This is a genomic window from Variovorax sp. YR634 (assembly GCF_900106655.1).
GTDB lineage: Bacteria > Pseudomonadota > Gammaproteobacteria > Burkholderiales > Burkholderiaceae_C > Variovorax.
This window is the reverse complement of the sequence record NZ_FNOL01000005.1, coordinates 41,937-60,007: the sequence shown is the minus strand read 5'-3', so window position 1 is coordinate 60,007 and position 18,071 is coordinate 41,937. Positions and strand designations below refer to the sequence as shown.

At 67.6% G+C, this 18,071-nt stretch carries 18 protein-coding genes and 1 other RNA gene; 8 read left to right on the top strand and 11 right to left on the bottom strand.

What is annotated here, in order from left to right; genetic code table 11:
- Positions 1–5: 5 nt before the first annotated feature.
- Together BLV60_RS11225 and BLV60_RS11220 are read right to left on the bottom strand one after the other, a co-directional pair.
- Positions 6–926, bottom strand: coding sequence for a ZIP family metal transporter (locus BLV60_RS11225; RefSeq protein WP_176928776.1), 921 nt, complete (start codon positions 924–926; stop codon positions 6–8).
- 11 nt (positions 927–937) lie between these two features.
- Positions 938–1,573: a superoxide dismutase gene (locus BLV60_RS11220; RefSeq protein WP_093054365.1), complete on the bottom strand. Its 636-nt coding sequence runs from the start codon at positions 1,571–1,573 to the stop codon at positions 938–940.
- A 196-nt stretch (positions 1,574–1,769) separates the two neighbouring features.
- Between BLV60_RS11220 and BLV60_RS11215 the strand changes: the two genes are divergently transcribed.
- The 5 genes from BLV60_RS11215 to glp all read left to right on the top strand — a co-directional run bounded on the left by BLV60_RS11215 (position 1,770) and on the right by glp (position 6,970).
- Complete coding sequence (locus BLV60_RS11215; protein WP_093054363.1) at positions 1,770–2,459, top strand: hypothetical protein; 690 nt, start codon at positions 1,770–1,772, stop codon at positions 2,457–2,459.
- A gap of 62 nt (positions 2,460–2,521) precedes the next feature.
- Positions 2,522–3,799, top strand: a complete 1,278-nt coding sequence (locus tag BLV60_RS11210; protein WP_093054361.1) for a serine hydrolase domain-containing protein — start codon at positions 2,522–2,524, stop codon at positions 3,797–3,799.
- 59 nt (positions 3,800–3,858) lie between these two features.
- Positions 3,859–5,010 (top strand): GTP 3',8-cyclase MoaA, encoded by a 1,152-nt coding sequence (moaA, locus tag BLV60_RS11205; protein ID WP_093054359.1) that lies wholly within the window; start codon positions 3,859–3,861, stop codon positions 5,008–5,010.
- A 14-nt stretch (positions 5,011–5,024) separates the two neighbouring features.
- On the top strand, positions 5,025–5,660 hold the full coding sequence (gene mobA / locus BLV60_RS11200; RefSeq protein ID WP_256328976.1) for a molybdenum cofactor guanylyltransferase MobA: 636 nt from the start codon (positions 5,025–5,027) through the stop codon (positions 5,658–5,660).
- Positions 5,657–6,970 (top strand): molybdopterin molybdotransferase MoeA, encoded by a 1,314-nt coding sequence (glp, locus tag BLV60_RS11195; protein WP_093054355.1) that lies wholly within the window; start codon positions 5,657–5,659, stop codon positions 6,968–6,970. Before mobA ends, glp begins: the two co-directional genes overlap by 4 nt.
- Before the next feature lie 38 nt (positions 6,971–7,008).
- Here the strand turns inward: glp and rnhA are convergent, their stop codons facing one another.
- Entirely contained in the window at positions 7,009–7,458 is a 450-nt protein-coding gene (gene rnhA / locus BLV60_RS11190) for a ribonuclease HI (RefSeq protein WP_093054353.1), read from the bottom strand.
- A gap of 52 nt (positions 7,459–7,510) precedes the next feature.
- Complete coding sequence (locus tag BLV60_RS11185) at positions 7,511–8,281, bottom strand: class I SAM-dependent methyltransferase (RefSeq protein ID WP_256216672.1); 771 nt, start codon at positions 8,279–8,281, stop codon at positions 7,511–7,513.
- Here BLV60_RS11185 and gloB point away from each other — a divergent pair.
- Complete coding sequence (gloB, locus tag BLV60_RS11180) at positions 8,280–9,068, top strand: hydroxyacylglutathione hydrolase (RefSeq protein WP_093054349.1); 789 nt, start codon at positions 8,280–8,282, stop codon at positions 9,066–9,068. The two genes, BLV60_RS11185 and gloB, sit on opposite strands and share 2 nt — an antisense overlap.
- Positions 9,065–10,684, top strand: coding sequence for a transglycosylase SLT domain-containing protein (locus BLV60_RS11175; protein ID WP_093054347.1), 1,620 nt, complete (start codon positions 9,065–9,067; stop codon positions 10,682–10,684). The genes gloB and BLV60_RS11175 overlap by 4 nt, the downstream gene beginning before the upstream one ends.
- Positions 10,685–10,697: 13 nt before the next feature.
- Here BLV60_RS11175 and BLV60_RS11170 read toward each other — a convergent pair whose 3' ends face one another.
- From BLV60_RS11170 to dnaX, 7 genes are all read right to left on the bottom strand, one after another.
- Positions 10,698–11,879: a low temperature requirement protein A gene (locus BLV60_RS11170; RefSeq protein ID WP_093054345.1), complete on the bottom strand. Its 1,182-nt coding sequence runs from the start codon at positions 11,877–11,879 to the stop codon at positions 10,698–10,700.
- A gap of 67 nt (positions 11,880–11,946) precedes the next feature.
- Positions 11,947–12,783 (bottom strand): ABC transporter permease, encoded by an 837-nt coding sequence (locus BLV60_RS11165; protein ID WP_093054343.1) that lies wholly within the window; start codon positions 12,781–12,783, stop codon positions 11,947–11,949.
- Complete coding sequence (locus tag BLV60_RS11160; protein WP_093054341.1) at positions 12,783–13,598, bottom strand: ABC transporter ATP-binding protein; 816 nt, start codon at positions 13,596–13,598, stop codon at positions 12,783–12,785. Before BLV60_RS11160 ends, BLV60_RS11165 begins: the two co-directional genes overlap by 1 nt.
- A 45-nt stretch (positions 13,599–13,643) precedes the next feature.
- On the bottom strand, positions 13,644–14,684 hold the full coding sequence (locus BLV60_RS11155) for an ABC transporter substrate-binding protein (RefSeq protein ID WP_093054339.1): 1,041 nt from the start codon (positions 14,682–14,684) through the stop codon (positions 13,644–13,646).
- A 205-nt stretch (positions 14,685–14,889) separates the two neighbouring features.
- Positions 14,890–15,480, bottom strand: coding sequence for a recombination mediator RecR (gene recR / locus BLV60_RS11150; RefSeq protein WP_093054337.1), 591 nt, complete (start codon positions 15,478–15,480; stop codon positions 14,890–14,892).
- A 17-nt stretch (positions 15,481–15,497) separates the two neighbouring features.
- Positions 15,498–15,830, bottom strand: coding sequence for a YbaB/EbfC family nucleoid-associated protein (locus BLV60_RS11145; protein ID WP_007836669.1), 333 nt, complete (start codon positions 15,828–15,830; stop codon positions 15,498–15,500).
- A gap of 53 nt (positions 15,831–15,883) precedes the next feature.
- Positions 15,884–17,764 carry a DNA polymerase III subunit gamma/tau gene (gene dnaX, locus BLV60_RS11140; protein WP_093054335.1) on the bottom strand — a complete coding sequence of 627 codons (1,881 nt, stop codon included), beginning with the start codon at positions 17,762–17,764 and terminating at the stop codon, positions 15,884–15,886.
- A 177-nt stretch (positions 17,765–17,941) separates the two neighbouring features.
- Between dnaX and ffs the strand changes: the two genes are divergently transcribed.
- Positions 17,942–18,038, top strand: an RNA gene (ffs, locus tag BLV60_RS11135) — signal recognition particle sRNA small type.
- Positions 18,039–18,071 lie beyond the last annotated feature (33 nt).

Here is an 18,071-nt window from a genome sequence, read left to right as displayed (position 1 = left end):
GCTGGTCAACCCAGCGCGGTGTCCAGCAGCATCATCAGCACGAAGCCGATCATCAGCCCGCTCGTGGCAAAGGCTTCGTGCCCCTTGCGGTGCGACTCGGGAATGATCTCGTGGCTGATCACGAACAGCATCGCGCCTGCTGCAAAGCCAAGTCCCCAGGGCAGCAGCATCGCCGAATGGCCGACCACGGCCGCGCCCAGCACCGCACCCAGCGGCTCCACCAGCCCCGAGGCCATGCCGATCAGCACCGCGAACATGCGGCTGTAGCCGGCGGCCAGCAGCGCCACCGCGACCACCAGGCCCTCGGGCACGTCCTGGATTGCGATGCCGGTGGCCAGCGCGTCGGCGCGCAGCCCGTTGTTGGCCGCATAGCCCACGCCAATGGCCAGGCCTTCGGGCACGTTGTGCAGCGCGATCGCAAACACGAAGAGCCAGGTGCGGCGCAGCTGCCTGGCGGCCTGGCCTTCGCGGCCCTTGATGAAGTGTTCGTGCGGCAGCACGCGGTCCATCAGCATCAGCACGATGCCGCCGAGCAGGATGGCGGAGCCGATCACCCCGCCCGCCGCCCAGTTGCCGCCGCCGAACACGCCCACATTCTTTGCGGCCTCCAGGCCCGGGATGATCAGCGAGAAGGCGCTGGCCGCTAGCATCACGCCGGCGCCGAAGCCGAACAGCGTGTCCTGCAGCCGCTCCGGGAGCCTCTGCGAGAACAGCACCGGCAGCGTGCCGAGCGCGGTCGCCAGCGCGGCGACCGAGCCGCCTAGCAAGGCATTCCATACCAGCGGATCGCCGCGCACGAACTGCCAGAACTGCAACACGCCCACCAGCACGCCGGCCGCGACGATGGCGAAGCCGACCCACTCGCGCATCGGGCGGGCCTGCCTGGGTTGCCGTCCTGCCATCGTGCCCTGCTGCGGCTCGTTCATGGGCCTGCTCCTCAGCCGCCGGTCGCGGCGGCGTGACGCCGGGCCACCTCGGCCCAGTTCACGACGTTGTAGAAGGCCGCGATGTATTCGGGACGGCGGTTCTGGTACTTGAGGTAGTAGGCGTGCTCCCATACGTCGAGTCCGAGGATCGGCGTGTTGCCAGAGCCGATACCGCGCATCAGCGGGCTGTCCTGGTTGCCGCTGCTCTCCACGGCGAGCTTGCCGCCGGGGCCTGCCGACAGCCACGCCCAGCCACTGCCGAAGCGCGTGAGGGCGGCCTTGGTGAAGGCCTCCTTGAAGGCGTCGAAACCGCCCAGGTCGGTGTCGATGGCTTCCGCGAGCGCCCCCGTAGGCGTGCCACCACCGCCCTGCCCGACTGGCGCCATCACGGTCCAGAACAGGCTGTGGTTGGCGTGCCCGCCGCCGTTGTTGCGCACCGGCGCGCGCAGCGCCTCGGGCAGCTGCTCGACGTTGGCGATCAGTTCTTCGACCGGCGTTCCCTCGTGCAGCGTGTCTTTCAGGGCCGCATTGAGGTTGTTCACATAGGTCTGGTGGTGCTTGCCGTGGTGGATTTCCATCGTCTGCGCGTCGATGTGCGGTTCGAGCGCATCGAAGGCATAGGGCAAGGCTGGCAGGGTGTACGGCACGGTCGAAAAGCTCCTTGGTTGGAAGAGCCCTTTGCGTTGTCGACGTGTTGCGTACTCAGGCGCCTAAATGATAGGAATTCTCATTGTCCACGTCAAGACATCTGCGGCAGAGATGGCGCAAACCGGCCATTTCAGGAAGCTTTCGGCAACGATAGATACACTGCGCTGCGGCACGTTTCCTGGGAGATTTCCAACGATGAAGCTCAAGAGCATCCTTCCCTTCGCCCTGCTCGCCTGCGCCGGCCTCGCCGCCGCGCAGACCGCCACGCCGCCGGCCGGCGACTACATCTACGAACGGGGCAGCGGCTCGCTGCGCGTCAAGCCCGACGGGCACTTCGACATCACCACAATCGGCGCCAACGCACACACCTGCGCACTCGACGGCACCATCGTGCGCGGCAAGGCCAAGCTCGACGACTCGGCGTGCGTGGTGAACTTCGCGGTCAACGCCGACAAGGTGCAGGTTACGACCAACGGCGCGGATCAATGCCGCGACAACTGCGGCGCGCGCGCCGGCTTCGAGGGCACCTACACCCGCCCCATCCCCGCCTGCACCGACAAGGCCGTGGCCAACTCGCGCAAGACCTTCAAGCGCCAGTACGACGCAAAGGACTACGCTGCCGCGCAGACCACCCTCGCGCCCGTGCTGTCGGACTGCGACAAGACCCTCGACTGGATCACCAAGGCCTGGCTGCGCAACGACCTCGCGCTCACCCAGTTCAAGCTCAACGACCGCGCCGCCTGCCTCAAGACCCTGCAGCCGCTGGCCGAGGACGCCGACCGCACCGACGACGGCATCAAGGACAACTACCCGCCGGCCGACGCCGAGATCTTCCTGCCCGTGGTCCGCGCCACCCGCACGAACCTGAAGCTCTGCCGCGGATAGCCCGCAGCCGCCCACGAGAGGCGGCACAGGTTTTCCATTCACAGCAAGACGGAGACAACACCATGAGATTCCTGAAGCGCAGCCTGCGCGCGGCCGTGCTCGGCCTGGCCCTTCCCCTGCTGGCGGCGGCGCAATCGCTGCCGACAGCCAGGCCTGAACAGGTCGGCCTCTCGACCGGGCGCCTGCAGATGCTCACCGACGTGCTCAAGGCCGACGTGGCCGCCGGCAAGATTCCGGGCGCGGTGCTGCTGGTGGCGCGCCAGGGCAAGGTCGCGTGGTTCGAACCGGTCGGCAAGCTCGACCCTGTGGCCGGCACTCCAATGCCGCGCGACGGTATCTTCCGCATCTACTCGATGAGCAAGCCCATCACCACGGTGGCCGCGATGATGCTGGTGGAAGACGGCCGGCTGAAGCTCGACGACCCGATCTCGACCTACCTGCCCGAGTTCGCCACCATGACGGTGGGCGTCGAGAAGCCCGGCGCCGACGGCAAGCCGGTGCTCGACACCGTGCCCGCGCGTCGCCCGATCACCGTGCAGGACCTGATGCGCCACACATCGGGCCTGACCTACGGCTTCTTCGGCCCGGGCCTCGTGAAGCAGGCCTACAACGCCGCCGACCTGGGCGCCGGCGACCCGACGCTGGCCGAGTTCTCCCAGCGCCTTGCCAAGCTGCCGCTGGCCTACCAGCCCGGCACGACCTGGGAGTACAGCCAGTCGACCGACATCCTCGGCCGCGTGATCGAGGTGGTGTCAGGCCAGTCGCTCTACCAGTTCGAGAAAACCCGGCTGCTCGACCCGCTGGGCATGAAGGACACCAGCTACTACGTGCCCGAGCCGGCGCGCCAGCCGCGCATTGCCGAGCCGCTGGCCAGCGACCGCAGCTTCGGCGTGGGCGCCGAGTTCAACGACCCGCGCGTCGTGCGCAAGTACGAGTCGGGCGGCGGCGGACTGGTGTCGACAGCGAACGACTACGCGCGCTTCCTGCAGATGCTGCTCAATGGCGGCTCGCTCGACGGCAAGCGCTACCTCGGCCCGCGCACCATCGCGCTGATGACCGCCGACCACTCCAACGCGGGCGCCGGCATCGTGCCCGGCCCGCTCTACCTGCCGGGCCCGGGCTACGGCTTCGGCCTGGGCTTTGCCGTGCGCCGCAACGACGGCGAGGCGCCCTACCCGTCGGCCGGCGGTGAATACAACTGGGGCGGCGCGGGCGGCACCTACATGTGGGTCGACCCGAAAAACGAGATGTTCGTCTTGCTCATGCTGCAGTCGCCAAAGTACAGAACACATTACAGAACATTGACCCGGGACATGATTTATGCGGCGGTGATCAAGTAGCCTCCGATTCACAGGCCCTTGGGGCCTGGCGCAAAATCGGAACCCCCTTCCACGAAGCCATGAAGAACAGCAGCAGCACCGTCATCCCGATCTCCACGATCAGCCGCGCACGCCCCGCCGTGGCCGTACCGGAGATTGCCGTGCCCGCCACGGGGTTGCTGCTCGACCGCCTGGGCCGGCCCATGACCGACCTGCGCATCAGCGTGACTGACCGCTGTAACTTCCGCTGCAGCTACTGCATGCCGAAGGACGTGTTCGACAAGGACTACAAGTACCTGCCGCACAGCGCGCTGCTGAGCTTCGAGGAAATGACGCGGCTGGCCCGCCTGTTCGCCGCCCACGGCGTGCGCAAGATCCGCCTGACCGGCGGCGAGCCGCTGCTGCGCAAGAACATCGAAGGGCTCATCGAACAGCTCGCCGAAATCCGCACACCCGCCGGCGAGCCGCTGGCGCTGACGCTCACCACCAACGGCTCGCTGCTCGCGCGCAAGGCCGCCGCGCTCAAGGCTGCCGGCCTGCAGCGCGTGACGGTGAGCCTCGACAGCCTCGACGACGCCGTGTTCCGCCACATGAACGACGTCGACTTTCCTGTGGCCGACGTGCTCGCCGGCATCGATGCGGCAATCGCCGCTGGCCTCGGCCCCATCAAGGTCAACATGGTGGTCAAGCGCGGCGCCAACGAGCAAGAGATCCTGCCGATGGCCCGCTACTTCCGTACGCACCACGGCGGCAAAGTGGTGCTGCGCTTCATCGAGTACATGGACGTGGGCGCCACCAACGGCTGGCGCATGGACGAAGTGCTGCCCTCGGCCGACGTCATCGCGCGCATCCATGCCGAATTTCCGCTGGTGCCGCTCGAAGCCGCCACGCCCGGCGAAACCGCCCAGCGCTGGGCCTATGCCGACGGCACCGGCGAAATCGGCGTGATCAGCAGCGTCACCCAGGCCTTCTGCCACGACTGCAGCCGCGCGCGCCTGTCGACCGAAGGCAAGCTCTACCTCTGCCTCTTCGCCAGCGCCGGCCACGACCTGCGCCCACTGCTGCGCGGCACCGCCAGTGACGACGACATCTCCTCGGCCATCGGCCACATCTGGCAGGGCCGCGCCGACCGCTACTCCGAGTTGCGGGCCCTGCACGGTCCGGACGACGACAGTGGCGATGCCGGCGACAAGGCCCCGCGCCGCGTCGAGATGAGCTACATCGGCGGATGACGCAGGCGGCCGCCATGCCCGCGCACGCCACCATCGCAACCGCCGACATCACGGGGCTGCTGCTGGCCGGCGGACGCGGCTCGCGCATGGGCGGTGTCGACAAGGGGCTGCAGCCTTTCAACGGCGAACCGCTGGCGCTGCATGCAATACGGCGGCTGGGGCCGCAGGTCGGCCGGCTGATAGTCAATGCCAACCGCAACCTCGCCGACTACGAAGCCTTCGGCGTGCCGGTGCGGCCCGACAGCCTCGCGGACTATGCGGGGCCGCTCGCGGGCTTTCTGGCCGGGCTGGAGCACTGCACCACGCCCTGGCTGCTGACCGTGCCTTGCGACACCCCCCTGTTCCCGAACGACCTGGCCGCCCGGCTCGCCGAAGCGGTCGTTGCCGGCAATGCGGAAATCGCCATCGCCACCGCGCCCGAAGCCGCCGAGGGCGACGTGGTGCTGCGCCCCCAACCCGTCTTCTGCCTGCTGCGCGCCGACCTGCGCGGCAGCCTGCAGCGCTACACCGAAGCCGGCGGCCGCAAAGTCCACGCATGGACCGCGCAGCACCGCACGGTGCACGTGCCCTTCGACCGCCCCGGCGACGCGCCCGACGCCTTTTTCAACGCCAACACCCAGGCCGAACTGCACGCCCTCGAAAACCGATGAGCCGCATCGCAGACATCGCTTCCACCCTCACGGGCTATGACGACGCCGCCGACCTGAGCGTCGAGGCCGTCCACGCCTTCCTTTCGCAACTGACGGCCACGGCCGCCGTCACGCAGCGCGAAAGCGTTTCGTTGCTCGACGCCCTCGGCCGCGTGCTGGCCGAAGACATCGTCTCGCCCATCAGCGTGCCGCCGCACGACAACTCCGCCATGGACGGCTACGCCTTCGACGGCTCGGTGCTGCCCAAGGACGCCCCCATCGACGCCTCCATCACGCTGCGCGTGGCGGGCACGGCACTGGCCGGCGCGGCCTGGCGCGGCGCGCTGGGCGCGGGAGATGCGGTGCGCATCATGACCGGCGCGATGATGCCGGCGGGCCTCGACACCGTCATTCCGCAGGAGTTCTGCAAAGTCGACGGCGACCGCGTGTGCTTCCCGGCCAAAGTGCTGCGCCGCGGGGACAACCGCCGCTTCGCGGGCGAAGACCTGATGAAGGGCCAGCCCGCGCTGCACAAGGGCGAACGCCTCTCGCCGGCCGCGCTCGGCATGGTCGCGAGCCTCGGCCTGCCGGGCGTGCCCGCGCTGCGGCGGCTGCGGGTGGCCTGTTTTTCGACCGGCGACGAGATCCTGAGCCTCGGCGACGCGCCGCGCGAAGGCGCCGTGTACGACAGCAACCGCTACACCGTGATCGGCCTGCTCACGCGGCTGGGCTGCGAGGTGATCGACCTCGGCCTGGTGCGCGACGACCCGGCCACGCTCGCCGCCACGCTGCAGCGCGCCGCGCGCGAGGCCGATGCCATCGTCACCAGTGGTGGCGTCAGCGCGGGCGCAGCCGACCACACGCGCGACGTGATGCAGCAGCTGGGCGACATGGCGTTCTGGCGCGTGGCCATGCGCCCGGGCCGTCCACTCGCTGTGGGGTTGATTCCGCGCGAGGCGTCACCGCAGCCGGCCGTGCTGTTCGGCCTGCCGGGCAATCCGGTGGCGGTGATGGTCACCTTCCTGGCCTTCGTGCGGCCGGCGCTGCTGCGCATGATGGGCTGCCATGAAGCAGCCGCCGCGCCGCCACCGCTGCTGCGCGCGCGCAGCACAAGCCCGATCCGCAAGAAGCCGGGCCGCACCGAATACCAGCGCGGCTTCGTGAAGAACGTGCGGGGCGCGTTGCCCGAAGTGTGCGTTGCGAGCCACCAGGGCTCCGGGGTGCTCAGCTCGATGGTCGAGGCCAACGGGCTCGTGGTGCTGCACCACGATCAAGGCAGCGTGGCAGCAGGCGACGAAGTCGACGTGATGATGTTCGACGGCGTGATCTAGCCGCCAGTAAAAGAAAGAGCGGCCCGCGGCCGCCCGGCTCAGAGGCGCCCCAGCGCCTTGTCCACGCCCTTGTTGGCCAGCATGTCGGCGCGCTCGTTGCCCGGATCGCCCGAGTGGCCCTTGACCCAGCGCCATTCGATCTGGTGGCCGCCTTCGCTCACCAGCTTGTCGAGCCGCTGCCAGAGCTCGACGTTCTTTACCGGCTGCTTGCTCGCGGTGAGCCAGCCCTTGGCCTTCCAGCCGCGGATCCATTCGGTGATGCCCTTGCGCACGTACTGGCTGTCGAGATACAGCAGCACCTTGCAGGGCCGCTTGAGCGCGGCCAGGCCCTCGATGACGGCGGTCAGCTCCATGCGGTTGTTGGTGGTGTTGAGTTCACCGCCGAACAGGTCTTTTTCGGTGGCGCCCGACTTGAGCCACGCGCCCCAGCCACCGGGGCCGGGATTGCCCTTGCACGCACCATCGGTGTAGATCACGACTTCGTTCAAACTGACTTTTCCTTCTCTTTCATTCGATCCTCTTCATTCGATTTCGATCATTTCAATTCTTGTTCGGCTCGCTGCGATGCACCTTGCCGGCAATGGGCACGGGCGCGGTGGCGCGGGCGCCTGCGCGCCGCCAGTCGGCGCTCAGCAGGCGCATGCCGCGCACCCGCTTCACCGCGACCAGGAAGTAGGCCGCACCGAAGATCGGCCACCAGCGCTCGCCGGCGGCGTCCATCCAGCGCGAGCGCTCCAGCCAGGCCTCGCTGCGCACCGCCGGCCGGTAGATGCCGAAGCGGCCCGACTCCACCTCGAAGCTCAGCAGGCGCAGCCAGTCGCGCATGCGCCAGTAGCCGATGAACTCTCCGCCTTCGGGCAGGTAAAGATCGCCGATGCCCAGCCGGCGGTAGATGTGCGCGCGGCGCTGCCGCATGCCCCAGAGGCTGGCGGGGTTGAGTCCGCAGATCACCACGCGGCCTTCGGGCACCAGCACCCGCTCGACCTCGCGCAGGGTGGCGTGCGGGTCGGGGCTCAGTTCGAGCGCGTGCGGCATCACCACCAGGTCGAGGCTGTTGGCTGCAAAAGGCAGCGCCGCGAAGTCGGTCAGGAGCGTTGCCTTGCTGGCGCGGGCGGGGTCGTCCAGCGCCAGCCAGCGGTGCGGCATGCGGTTGGCGCGCAGCCCGTCGACCTCTGCCGCGCCCAGCTGCAGCGCGTGATAGCCGAACACATCGGCCACCGCCTGATCGAACTGGGCCTGCTCCCAAGCCAGAAGGTAGCGCCCCGGGGGGGTCGCGAACCAATCCTGCAAACCTATAATTTGACCGCTCATGACCCTTGTTCCGCTGCCCGCCTTCGCTGACAACTACATCTGGATGCTGCACGACGGGTCCCACGCCATCGTGGTGGATCCGGGCGATGCCCAACCGGTGTTCGACGCGCTGGCGCGCCACAAGCTGCAGCTGGCCGCGATTCTAGTCACGCACCACCACCCCGATCACACGGGGGGCGTGGCCGCGCTGCATACAGCCACCGGCGCCCCGGTCTGGGGGCCCGCACGCGAGCGCATTCCCGAGCCGTACACGCCGCTGGCGCAGGGCGACATCGCGGAAGTGCTCGGCCTGCGCTTCGAGGTCATCGACGTGCCGGGCCATACGGCCGGCCATATCGCCTACTTCCTCCCCGCCGCGCAAACCGCGCTCAACGACGCACCGCTGCTGTTCTGTGGCGACACGCTGTTCTCCGGTGGCTGCGGACGGCTGTTCGAGGGCACGCCTGCGCAAATGCTGGCCTCGCTCGATGCGCTCGCCGCTTTGCCCGGCGACACGCGCGTCTGCTGCGCTCACGAGTACACACTTTCTAACCTGCGTTTCGCCCAGGCGGTGGAACCGGCCAACGCCGAACTGAGTCACTACAACGCGCGCTGCGAAAGCCTGCGCGCGAAGGGGCAGCCCACGCTGCCGTCACAACTGGCGATCGAACGCCAGGTCAACCCCTTTCTTCGCAGCCGCGAAGCCACTGTCCTTAGAGCGGTGCGTGCCCACGCCGAGCTTGCTGCCGATGCAGCCGAAGCCGACGTGTTTGCCGCACTGCGCCAATGGAAAAACGACTTCCGATGAAATTTATCGCTGCCACCTGCCTTGCAGGTTCACTGGTGCTCGCGGGCTGCGCGGGCACGAACAACAACAGCTCTTCCCCCTCTTCTTCATCGTCACCCCAGGCCGGCGGCACCGGCTCCAAGGTCGCCGGCAGCGCGGCCCCCATCTACCCGCGCGACTCGCTCTCCCCCCTCCCCAGCGGCCAGGCCCATTCGCAGAGCGTGGTCACGCTCGCGCCGCCGGTCGACATGTGGGACCGCATCCGCCGCGGCTTCAAGATGCCCAACCTCGACAGCGACCTGGTGCGCGACCGCGAGCAGTGGTACGCCAGCCGGCCCGACTACATCCAGCGCATGACGGAGCGCTCGAACAAGTACATCTTCCACATCGTCGAGGAACTCGAGCGGCGCAACATGCCGACCGAACTCGCGCTGCTGCCCTACATCGAGAGCGCGTTCAACCCTCAGGCTATCTCCAGCGCGCGCGCCGCGGGCATGTGGCAGTTCATGCCGGCCACCGGTACCGATTTCGACCTGAAGCAGAACATCTTCCGTGACGACCGCCGCGACGTGGTGGCCTCCACCCGCGCCGCGCTCGACTACCTGCAGAAGCTCTACGGCATGTTCGGCGACTGGCAACTGGCCCTGGCCGCCTACAACTGGGGTGAAGGCAGCGTGAGCCGCGCCATCGCCAAGAACCAGCGCCTGGGCCTGCCCACCACCTATAGCGACCTCACCATGCCCGCCGAAACGCGCATGTACGTGCCCAAGCTGCAGGCCGTGAAGAACATCGTGGCGAACCCGCAGGCCTTCAACACCGAACTGCCGCTGATCGCCAACCACCCGTACTTCCAGACCGTCACGCTCACGCGCGACCTCGACGTGGAGCTCGCCGCCAAGCTGGCCGACGTTCGGCTCGACGACTTCCGCGCGCTCAACCCCGCAGCGCACAAGCCGGTGCTGATCGCCGCCGGCACGCCGCAGATCCTGCTGCCGTGGGACAACGCGGCCGTGTTCCAGCGCAACTTCGACGCCTATTCGCAGGGCCAGTACGCCAGCTGGACCGCCTGGGTCGTGCCCAACACCATGACGGTGGCTGATGCGGCCCAGCGCTCGGGCATGAGCGAAGCCGACCTGCGCGCCATGAACAACGTGCCGCCGCGCATGCTCATCAAGGCCGGCTCGACGCTGATCGTGCCGCGCGGCGCCCGCGTGAAGGAAGACGTGGCGGCCGTGGTGGCCGACGGCGGCCACCTGAGCTTCCAGCCCGAGATCGTCACGCGCCGCACGACCGTCAAGGCCGGGCGCGCCGACAGCGTTGCCAGCATCGCGCGCCGCTACAACCTCAAGCCGGCCAATGTGGCCGAGTGGAACGACGTGAAGCCCAATCACGCGTTCAAGCGTGGCTACAGCGTGGTGGTGTATCTGCCCGTTCGCGCGACGGTTGCGACCCGCGCGGGCACCGGCATCCGGCCCGTGCAGACGTCGCACGTCGCGGCCGCTCCCGCACGCCGTGGCGGTGCGTCCTCGAAGGCTGCCGCGCCGCGGGGCTCCAATGTGGCCAAGGTGCCTGCCAGCAGCAAGCAGCAGGTCGTGCGCGAGAAGCGCGGCGGCACGCCGGCAAAGAAGAAGCGCTAAGGCTGGCCGCGCTTCAGTGGGCCTTGGCGGCCCACGCCCTGCGGCGTACCACCGCCTCCAGCGCAGCCACGGCGATCATGATGACCGTGGTGAGCGTGCCCACCACCATCACCGTCATGTGCGACGCGAAGACCGCAAGCACCGCCAGCAGGCCCAGCCCATAGAGATGCGATTGCGGCAGGAAACCGCGCACCACGCGCTTGAACAGCGCATTGCCGAACAGATAGAGCGCCGGTCCGCCGATCAGCGCACCGAGGTACTTGAGCTCGGCATGGTGCGAGCCCTCTCCGATCGTCAGCTCGTCCGCCACAGCGCAGACGATGATGCCCGCCACCAGAATGACGTGCGTGTAGTGGAACTTGGCGCCGACGCCGCCCGGGTCCGCGGCATGCTCGATGACATGGGTCGCCTCCTTGGCGCTGGTGTCGAAGTACATCCACCACATCGCCAGGCTGCCCGCGAAGCCCACGAGCAGCGCGAACAGATCGCTCCCATGCCATTCGGGGTGGTGCCCGAAGGCGATGCCGGTCGCCAGCACCGACTCGCCCAGCGCAACAATCACGAACAGCTGGCAGCGCTCGGCGAGGTGGCCGCCGTCGATGGTCCAGTCGCTGGTCAGCGAACGGCCCAGGCCCGGAAAGCGCAAGCCGATCATCGGTGCGATGTACTCGCACAAAACGCCGCCGAACCAGAGCGCGAGGCGCGCCGGCCCATCGGCCAGTCCGCCGGCGATCCAGAACACGCCGGCCACGCAATTCCACGCCAGCAAGCGCCGGAAGTTGGGTGTGAGCGGATCGTTCGGGCCGATGGCGATCAGCATGCAGAGCGTGCGCCCCGCCTGGATGCCCACAAAGCACAGCGCGAACGCCAGTCCCCGCTCGGCAAAGGCCCCTGGCAGCGCCGAGGCCATCACCATCGCCAGCAGCATGATTGCGAACAGTACGCCGCGGATGCGCAGCGCGCTGGGGTTGAACCAGTTGGTGGTCCAGGCCGTGTACTGCCAGCCCAGCCAGACAGCGAACCACATGACCATTGTCTGGAGCGCACCCAATAGCGTGAGGTGGTCCAGCAGGTAGTGGGAAAGCTGCGTGACTGAAAACGCGTAGACCAGGTCGAAGAACAGCTCTTCGTTCGAAACCTTGGCGGCCTGGTCGCGCGAGCGCAAGGTCGTGGCCCGCTTGTGGTCGTGGCTCATTGTTCGTTTACCCCCGTGGATCGTTGCGGCACTCCTCAGCGCCGCGCAGGATCATCGCATGAGGGCTCTAGAGCTTTTCGGTCTCGCCGGTCTTCGGCTGCCACTTCATCAGGCGCTTTTCGATGAGCCCTACGATCCCGTCGAGCGCCAGCGCAAAGGCCGTGAGCACCACAATGCCGGCGAACACCGTGTTGACGTCGAAGGTGCCCTCAGCCTGCAGGATCAGATAACCCACGCCCCGCGCCGAGCCCAGGTACTCGCCCACCACCGCACCAACAAAGGCCAGGCCGACCGAAGTGTGCAGGCTGGAAAACACCCAGCTGGTCGCGCTCGGCAGGTACACCGTGCGCAGCAGCTGCCGCTGGTTGGCGCCCAGCATCTTCGCGTTGGCCAGCACCACCGGGCTCACCTCGCGCACGCCCTGGTAGACGTTGAAGAACACGATGAAAAACACCAGCGTGACCGCCAGCGCCACCTTGCTCCAGATGCCCAGCCCGAACCACAGCGCGAAGATGGGCGCGAGGATCACGCGCGGCATCGAATTGGCGGCCTTGATGTAGGGGTCGAGGATCAGGCTCGCCGTGGGCGCGAGCGCCAGCCACAGCCCGCAGGCCAGGCCCAGCACTGTGCCGATGACGAAGGCCAGCACTGTCTCCAGCAGCGTGGTGCCCAGGTGCTGGTAGATGTCGGCGTTGCCCTTCAGCCCTTCGGGAAAGAGCGCATTAGCCGGCAGTTCAAAAGGCAGGAACCAGCTCCAGATGCGGCCCGCCACCTGGATCGGCTCGCCGAGGAAGAAGGCGAACTGCTGGTTGCGCGAGGCGATGTGCCACGCCACCAGGATCACCACCAGCAGTGCCAGCTGCCAGAAGCGCGCGTTGCGTTCATTGAGTCCGAGGCGAGGCATCAGGCGGCCTTCCTCAGCTGCTGCGCATAGCCCTTGAGCACCTCGTCGCGCAGCACCTCCCAGATCTGGGTGTGCAGCTCGACGAAGCGCGGCTGCGTGCGCACCTCGGCCACGTCGCGCGGCCTTGCAAGGTCGATGGCGAACTCGCCGATGGGGTGCGTCGCAGGGCCGGCCGACAGCACCACCACGCGGTCGCTCATCGCAATGGCCTCGTCGAGGTCGTGCGTGATGAACAGCACCGCCTTCTTCTTCGCGCTCCAGAGGTCGAGCACCTCGTTCTCCATCAACTGGCGCGTCTGGACGTCGAGCGCACTGAAGGGTTCGTCCATGAGGATGATGTCGGGGTCGAGCACCAGCGTCTGCGCCAGCGCCACGCGCTTTCGCATGCCACCGGAAAGCTGGTGCGGATAGCGGTCGCCGAAGCCCGAGAGCCCCACGCGCGAGAGCCAGGCCTCGGCCTGCTCGCGCGCCTCGGCATCGGGCACACCGCGGTATTGCAGGCCCACCATCACGTTGTCGACGGCACTGCGCCAGGGCATCAGTGCCTCGGTCTGGAACATGTAGCCGGCGCGCGTGTTGATGCCCTCGAGCGTCTGGCCGAAGACCTTCACGGTGCCCGAAGAGGGCTCGAGCAGGCCCGCGCCCACGTTCAGCAGCGTCGACTTGCCGCAGCCTGTGGGTCCGACCACCGAGACGAACTCCCCTGCCCTGATGCGCAGCGTGGTGTCGGCCACCGCCGTGTAGCGCTGGCCCGGATCGTCCTTCGAATGGAAGGTGCAGCTGATGGAGAGAAGTTCGAGTGCGTAGTCGGACATGGCGTAAAAAACCCGGCCGAGGCCGGGTCGCGGGGACGTTCGGAATCAGGCTTTGAACCTGTCTTTCGCGCGCCTAGCAAAATCGTTGGTGTAGGTTTTCGCGAGGTCGATCTTGTCGGCCTTCACGGTGGTATCGAAGCTTGCGATCGCAGTGAGCGCCGTCTTGGGGCCGTCGACCGGCACGAGGCCGTCGGTGGCGATCGATTCGCGCACCTTGTCGAACGACGCGAGATACAGCGCGCGGTCGCCGAGCAGATAAGTCTCGGGCACCGTCTTGATGATGTCGCCGGGCCCCGCCGTCTGCAGCCACTTCAGGCCGTGCACGATGGCATTCGCCAGCGCCTGGCAGGTGTTGGGATTCTTCTGGATGAACTCGCTCGACGCATACAGGCAGGCGGCCGGCATCGTGCCGCCGAACACCTGCAGCGTGCCCTTGAGCGTGCGCGTGTCGCTGATGATCTTCACGTCACCCTTCTGCTCCAGCATCGTCATCACCGGGTCGGTGTTGCTGATGGCGTCGATCTGGCCCGAGCGCAGCGCGGTGAGCGCACCGGCCGCCACGCCCACGCCGATGAAGCTCACGTCACTGGCCTTGAGCCCGCCGCGCGAGAGCACGAGGTTGGCCACCATGTTGGTCGACGAGCCCGGCGCGGAGACGCCGATCTTCTTCCCCTTGAGATCCTGGATGCCGGTGTAGCCGGCCATGTTCTTGGTCGACACGCCCACCGCGATCTGCGGTGCACGGCCCTGCAACACGAAGGCCTGGAAGAACTGGTTCTTGGCCTGCAGGTTGATGGTGTGTTCGTAGGCGCCCGAGCAGACATCGGCCGAACCGCCGACCACCGCCTGCAGCGCACGTGCGCCGCCGGCGAAATCGGAAATCTCCACATCGAGCCCTTCGGCCTTGAAGTAGCCGAGCTGCTCCGAGATGGTGAGCGGCAGGTAGTAGAACGCCGCCTTGCCGCCGACCGCGATGGAGATCTTCGTCTTCTCCAGCTTCGCCTGCTGCGCAAAGACGCGCGGCAACGCGATGGTTGCAGCGGCGATGGCGGCAGTAGCTGAAATGAGAGTGCGGCGATGAAGCATGAAACGTTGCCCGTTGGCTCTGTGACTCGTAAGAACTGAATCGAGCTTAGGGGCCGCACCACACGGCTGCATCGGGGTGATCCCGTGCGGGTTTTCACGTAAGCACGAAGGCCTCTCCGAGAAGCCTTCGCCAAGGCATCATCGCGCCGGAAAAAGTATTGCGATATCGAGTGGAAACGCGAGTGCGCAGGCAGCGCCGTGCGCGCTACCTGCGGTCTACCAGGGCATGGGCGATGGTGCCGAGATCGACGTACTCGAGCTCGCTGCCGGCCGGCACGCCGCGTGCAAGGCGCGTTACGGTCAGGCCATGCTGCTTCAGAGCCTCGCCGATCACGTGCGCGGTGGCCTCGCCCTCAGCGGTGAAGTTCGTGGCGAGGATGACCTCGCTCACCGTGCCGTCGCGCGCGCGGTCGAAGAGCTTCTGCAGGCCGATGTCCTTCGGCCCTATGCCGTCGAGCGGACTGAGCTTGCCCATCAGCACGAAGTAATAGCCGCGGAACGCGCCGGTGCGTTCGAGCGCGGCCTGGTCGGCCGGCGTCTCGACCACGCAGAGCTTGCTCGCATCGCGCCGCGTGTCGAGGCAGACGTTGCAGACCGGCGCCTCGGTAAAGGTGTTGCAGCGCTCGCAATGCCGCACGTGGCCTGCGGCCTGCTGCAGTGCGCGTGCGAGCAGCTGTGCGCCCTCGCGGTCGTGCTGCAGCAGGTGGAATGCCATGCGCGAAGCCGACTTGACGCCGACACCGGGCAGGCGGCGCAGCGCATCGACCAAGGCGTCGAGCGAACTGGCGTCTGCCATTTATTGCGACCGCTCGCTCAGAACGGCAGCTTCATGCCGGGCGGGAGACCTGGCATACCGGCCGTCAGCTTGCCCATCTTCTGCTCGCTGGTTTCCTCGGCCTTGCGCACGGCAGCGTTGAAGGCGGCAGCCACGAGGTCTTCGAGCATGTCCTTGTCGTCCGCCAGCAGGCTGGGGTCGATGGTGATGCGCTTGACGTCGTGCTTGCAGGTCATGACGACCTTGACGAGGCCGGCGCCGGATTCGCCTTCGACCTCGATGTGGGCCAGCTCTTCCTGGGCCTTCTTGAGGTTGTCCTGCATTGCCTGCGCCTGCTTCATGAGGCCGGCCAGTTGTCCTTTGTTGAACATCGTTGGTCCTGTGTCTGGTTGGAAAGTGGGTGAAGGATAAGAGAGACGGAAGCTCAGGCTGGTTTCAGCGTGCCAGGGACGATCTTCGCATCGAAGTCGCGCATCAGTGCCTGCACTTCAGGGTCGCTGAGGATGGCCTCTTCGGCCACGCGCTGTCGCTCGTCCGCGGCCTGTTTGTTGCGGCGCGCGGGGCTGTCGACCACGCTGCCGATCTCGATGGCGAGCTTGACGTCGTGGCCCAGGCTGCCCAGCGCAGCCGTCAGCTTTTCGCGGCTGGACGGCTGGTTGAGCGTTTCGCGCTCGATGCGCAGCAGCCACTGGTCGGTGTCGCGGCCCACCAGCTGCGATTGCAGCGCCAGTTCGCGCGCCAAGGCGGTGATGGCCTCGGCCGCGATCAGTTGGGAGACCGTGGCGTACCAGAAATCGCCGTCTTCGCTGGTCGGAATGGGGGTGAATGTGCTGCGCGGCTCGTCGGCGCGTGGCGTGTCGCGGGCACTGGGCGGAGGCTGCACGCGGATGGGCACGCCGACAACCCGGGCGGGTGCTTCGGCGGCAGCGCCGGGGCGGGGTTCGGCCTGCCGGGGTTCGTCGACCACGGCGAGGCGATGGCCGGCGGGAACCGAGGCAGCGTAGGCAGGCGCTGGCGCGGGTGCAGCAGGCGATTCGACCGGGGGGCGAGCCACCGGCGCGGGGGCTGGGGCCGGAGCAGGTGGCACGGTGCGCGCCGGAGCAGGTGGCACGGTGCGCGCCGGAGCTACCGGCGCCACGGCCGCAGCTTCATTCAGAGTTTTTTTTTCCGGGGAGGCCGTCGAAGCAGCCGCGCTGGAAGGTTTGAAGGCCAATAGCCGCAACAGCACCATGGTCAGGGCGGCGTACTCGTCGGGGGCCAGGCCCAGCTCGCCGCGGCCATGCAGGCACAGGCTGTACAGCAGCTGCGTTTCGTCGGCCGGCATCAGCGCGGCAAGGCGCGCGGTGTCTGCGGCGTCGGGGTCGGTGGCGGAATCGGCCGACTCCGCCCGCGAGGGCACGGCCTGCAGCACGGCCATGGCCTGCAGCACTGCCGTCATTTCCTCGAGCGTGGAGGCGGCGGACATGCCGTCGACGCGCAGCGCCTCCGATGTCTCGACCACCGTCCTGCCATCGCCCTGCGCCAGCGCCTCGATCAGGCGGAACACATGGCCGCGATCGACGCTGCCGAGCATCTGACGCACGCCGGCCTCGACCAGCTCGCCGTTGCCGAATGCGATGGCCTGGTCGGTGAGCGACAGCGCGTCGCGCATCGAGCCGCGCGCCGCGCGCGCCAGCAGGCGCAGCGCCTGCGGCTCGGCTGGGACGTTCTCGGTCTGCAGCACGCTGGTGAGGTGCTCGAGCACCGTCTCGGGCGCCATCGGCCGCAGGTTGAACTGCAGGCAGCGCGACAGCACCGTGACCGGCACCTTCTGCGGATCGGTCGTGGCCAGCACGAACTTGAGGTACTCGGGCGGCTCCTCGAGCGTCTTCAGCATCGCGTTGAACGCGGTGTTCGTGAGCATGTGCACTTCGTCGATCATGAAGACCTTGAAGCGCCCCTGCACCGGCTTGTAGACGGCCTGTTCGAGCAACGACTGCACCTCGTCCACGCCGCGGTTCGAGGCCGCGTCGAGCTCGGTGTAGTCCACGAAGCGACCCGAGTCGATGTCGCGGCAGGCCTGGCACACGCCACACGGCGTGGCCGTGATGCCGCCCTGCCCGTCCGGCCCCTGGCAGTTGAGCGACTTCGCCAGAATCCGCGAGACCGTGGTCTTGCCGACACCCCGGGTGCCGGTGAAAAGATAGGCGTGATGCAGGCGCTGCGTGGTCAACGCGTTCTCGAGCGCCTGAACCACATGCCCCTGACCGACCATCTCACCGAAGGTTTTCGGACGGAACTTGCGAGCGAGCACGAGATAAGACATTGCGGGCATTCTAAAAGGCACGGCGCCGGCCCTCAGCCCTACCCCGCAATCAAAAAAGCCTGCCTTTTCGTGGGACACCGAGGAACCGGCTTCGCCGGGGCCTCAGGTGTCGCCCCCGGCAGGGGGAAGGAGAAGCGACACGAAGTGCGCGCATCCTGGGGGGTTACAATGCGTGCTGACGGGCCTCCCTGCATGGTGAAGTGGCCAACCGGGTCAGGTGGGGAACCAAGCAGCCCTAACTGCGTAGTCAGTGCCAGGGGTAAGGCTCGTCAACCTCTTCAGCGGCTTCGTTTCATTCCGTGCGAAA

Excerpts from the sequence above, each read along its gene's own strand:
- BLV60_RS11185 (WP_256216672.1), bottom strand. The coding sequence starts at position 8,281 with ATGAGCGGTCAAATTATAGGTTTGCAGGATTGGTTCGCGACCCCCCCG.
- BLV60_RS11210 (WP_093054361.1), top strand. The coding sequence starts at position 2,522 with ATGAGATTCCTGAAGCGCAGCCTGCGCGCGGCCGTGCTCGGCCTGGCC.
- moaA (WP_093054359.1), top strand. The coding sequence starts at position 3,859 with ATGAAGAACAGCAGCAGCACCGTCATCCCGATCTCCACGATCAGCCGC.
- BLV60_RS11165 (WP_093054343.1), bottom strand. The coding sequence starts at position 12,783 with ATGCCTCGCCTCGGACTCAATGAACGCAACGCGCGCTTCTGGCAGCTG.
- mobA (WP_256328976.1), top strand. The coding sequence starts at position 5,025 with ATGCCCGCGCACGCCACCATCGCAACCGCCGACATCACGGGGCTGCTG.
- BLV60_RS11175 (WP_093054347.1), top strand. The coding sequence starts at position 9,065 with ATGAAATTTATCGCTGCCACCTGCCTTGCAGGTTCACTGGTGCTCGCG.
- gloB (WP_093054349.1), top strand. The coding sequence starts at position 8,280 with ATGACCCTTGTTCCGCTGCCCGCCTTCGCTGACAACTACATCTGGATG.
- recR (WP_093054337.1), bottom strand. The coding sequence starts at position 15,480 with ATGGCAGACGCCAGTTCGCTCGACGCCTTGGTCGATGCGCTGCGCCGC.
- BLV60_RS11215 (WP_093054363.1), top strand. The coding sequence starts at position 1,770 with ATGAAGCTCAAGAGCATCCTTCCCTTCGCCCTGCTCGCCTGCGCCGGC.
- dnaX (WP_093054335.1), bottom strand. The coding sequence starts at position 17,764 with ATGTCTTATCTCGTGCTCGCTCGCAAGTTCCGTCCGAAAACCTTCGGT.
- glp (WP_093054355.1), top strand. The coding sequence starts at position 5,657 with ATGAGCCGCATCGCAGACATCGCTTCCACCCTCACGGGCTATGACGAC.
- BLV60_RS11155 (WP_093054339.1), bottom strand. The coding sequence starts at position 14,684 with ATGCTTCATCGCCGCACTCTCATTTCAGCTACTGCCGCCATCGCCGCT.
- BLV60_RS11225 (WP_176928776.1), bottom strand. The coding sequence starts at position 926 with ATGAACGAGCCGCAGCAGGGCACGATGGCAGGACGGCAACCCAGGCAG.
- BLV60_RS11160 (WP_093054341.1), bottom strand. The coding sequence starts at position 13,598 with ATGTCCGACTACGCACTCGAACTTCTCTCCATCAGCTGCACCTTCCAT.
- BLV60_RS11145 (WP_007836669.1), bottom strand. The coding sequence starts at position 15,830 with ATGTTCAACAAAGGACAACTGGCCGGCCTCATGAAGCAGGCGCAGGCA.
- BLV60_RS11170 (WP_093054345.1), bottom strand. The coding sequence starts at position 11,879 with ATGAGCCACGACCACAAGCGGGCCACGACCTTGCGCTCGCGCGACCAG.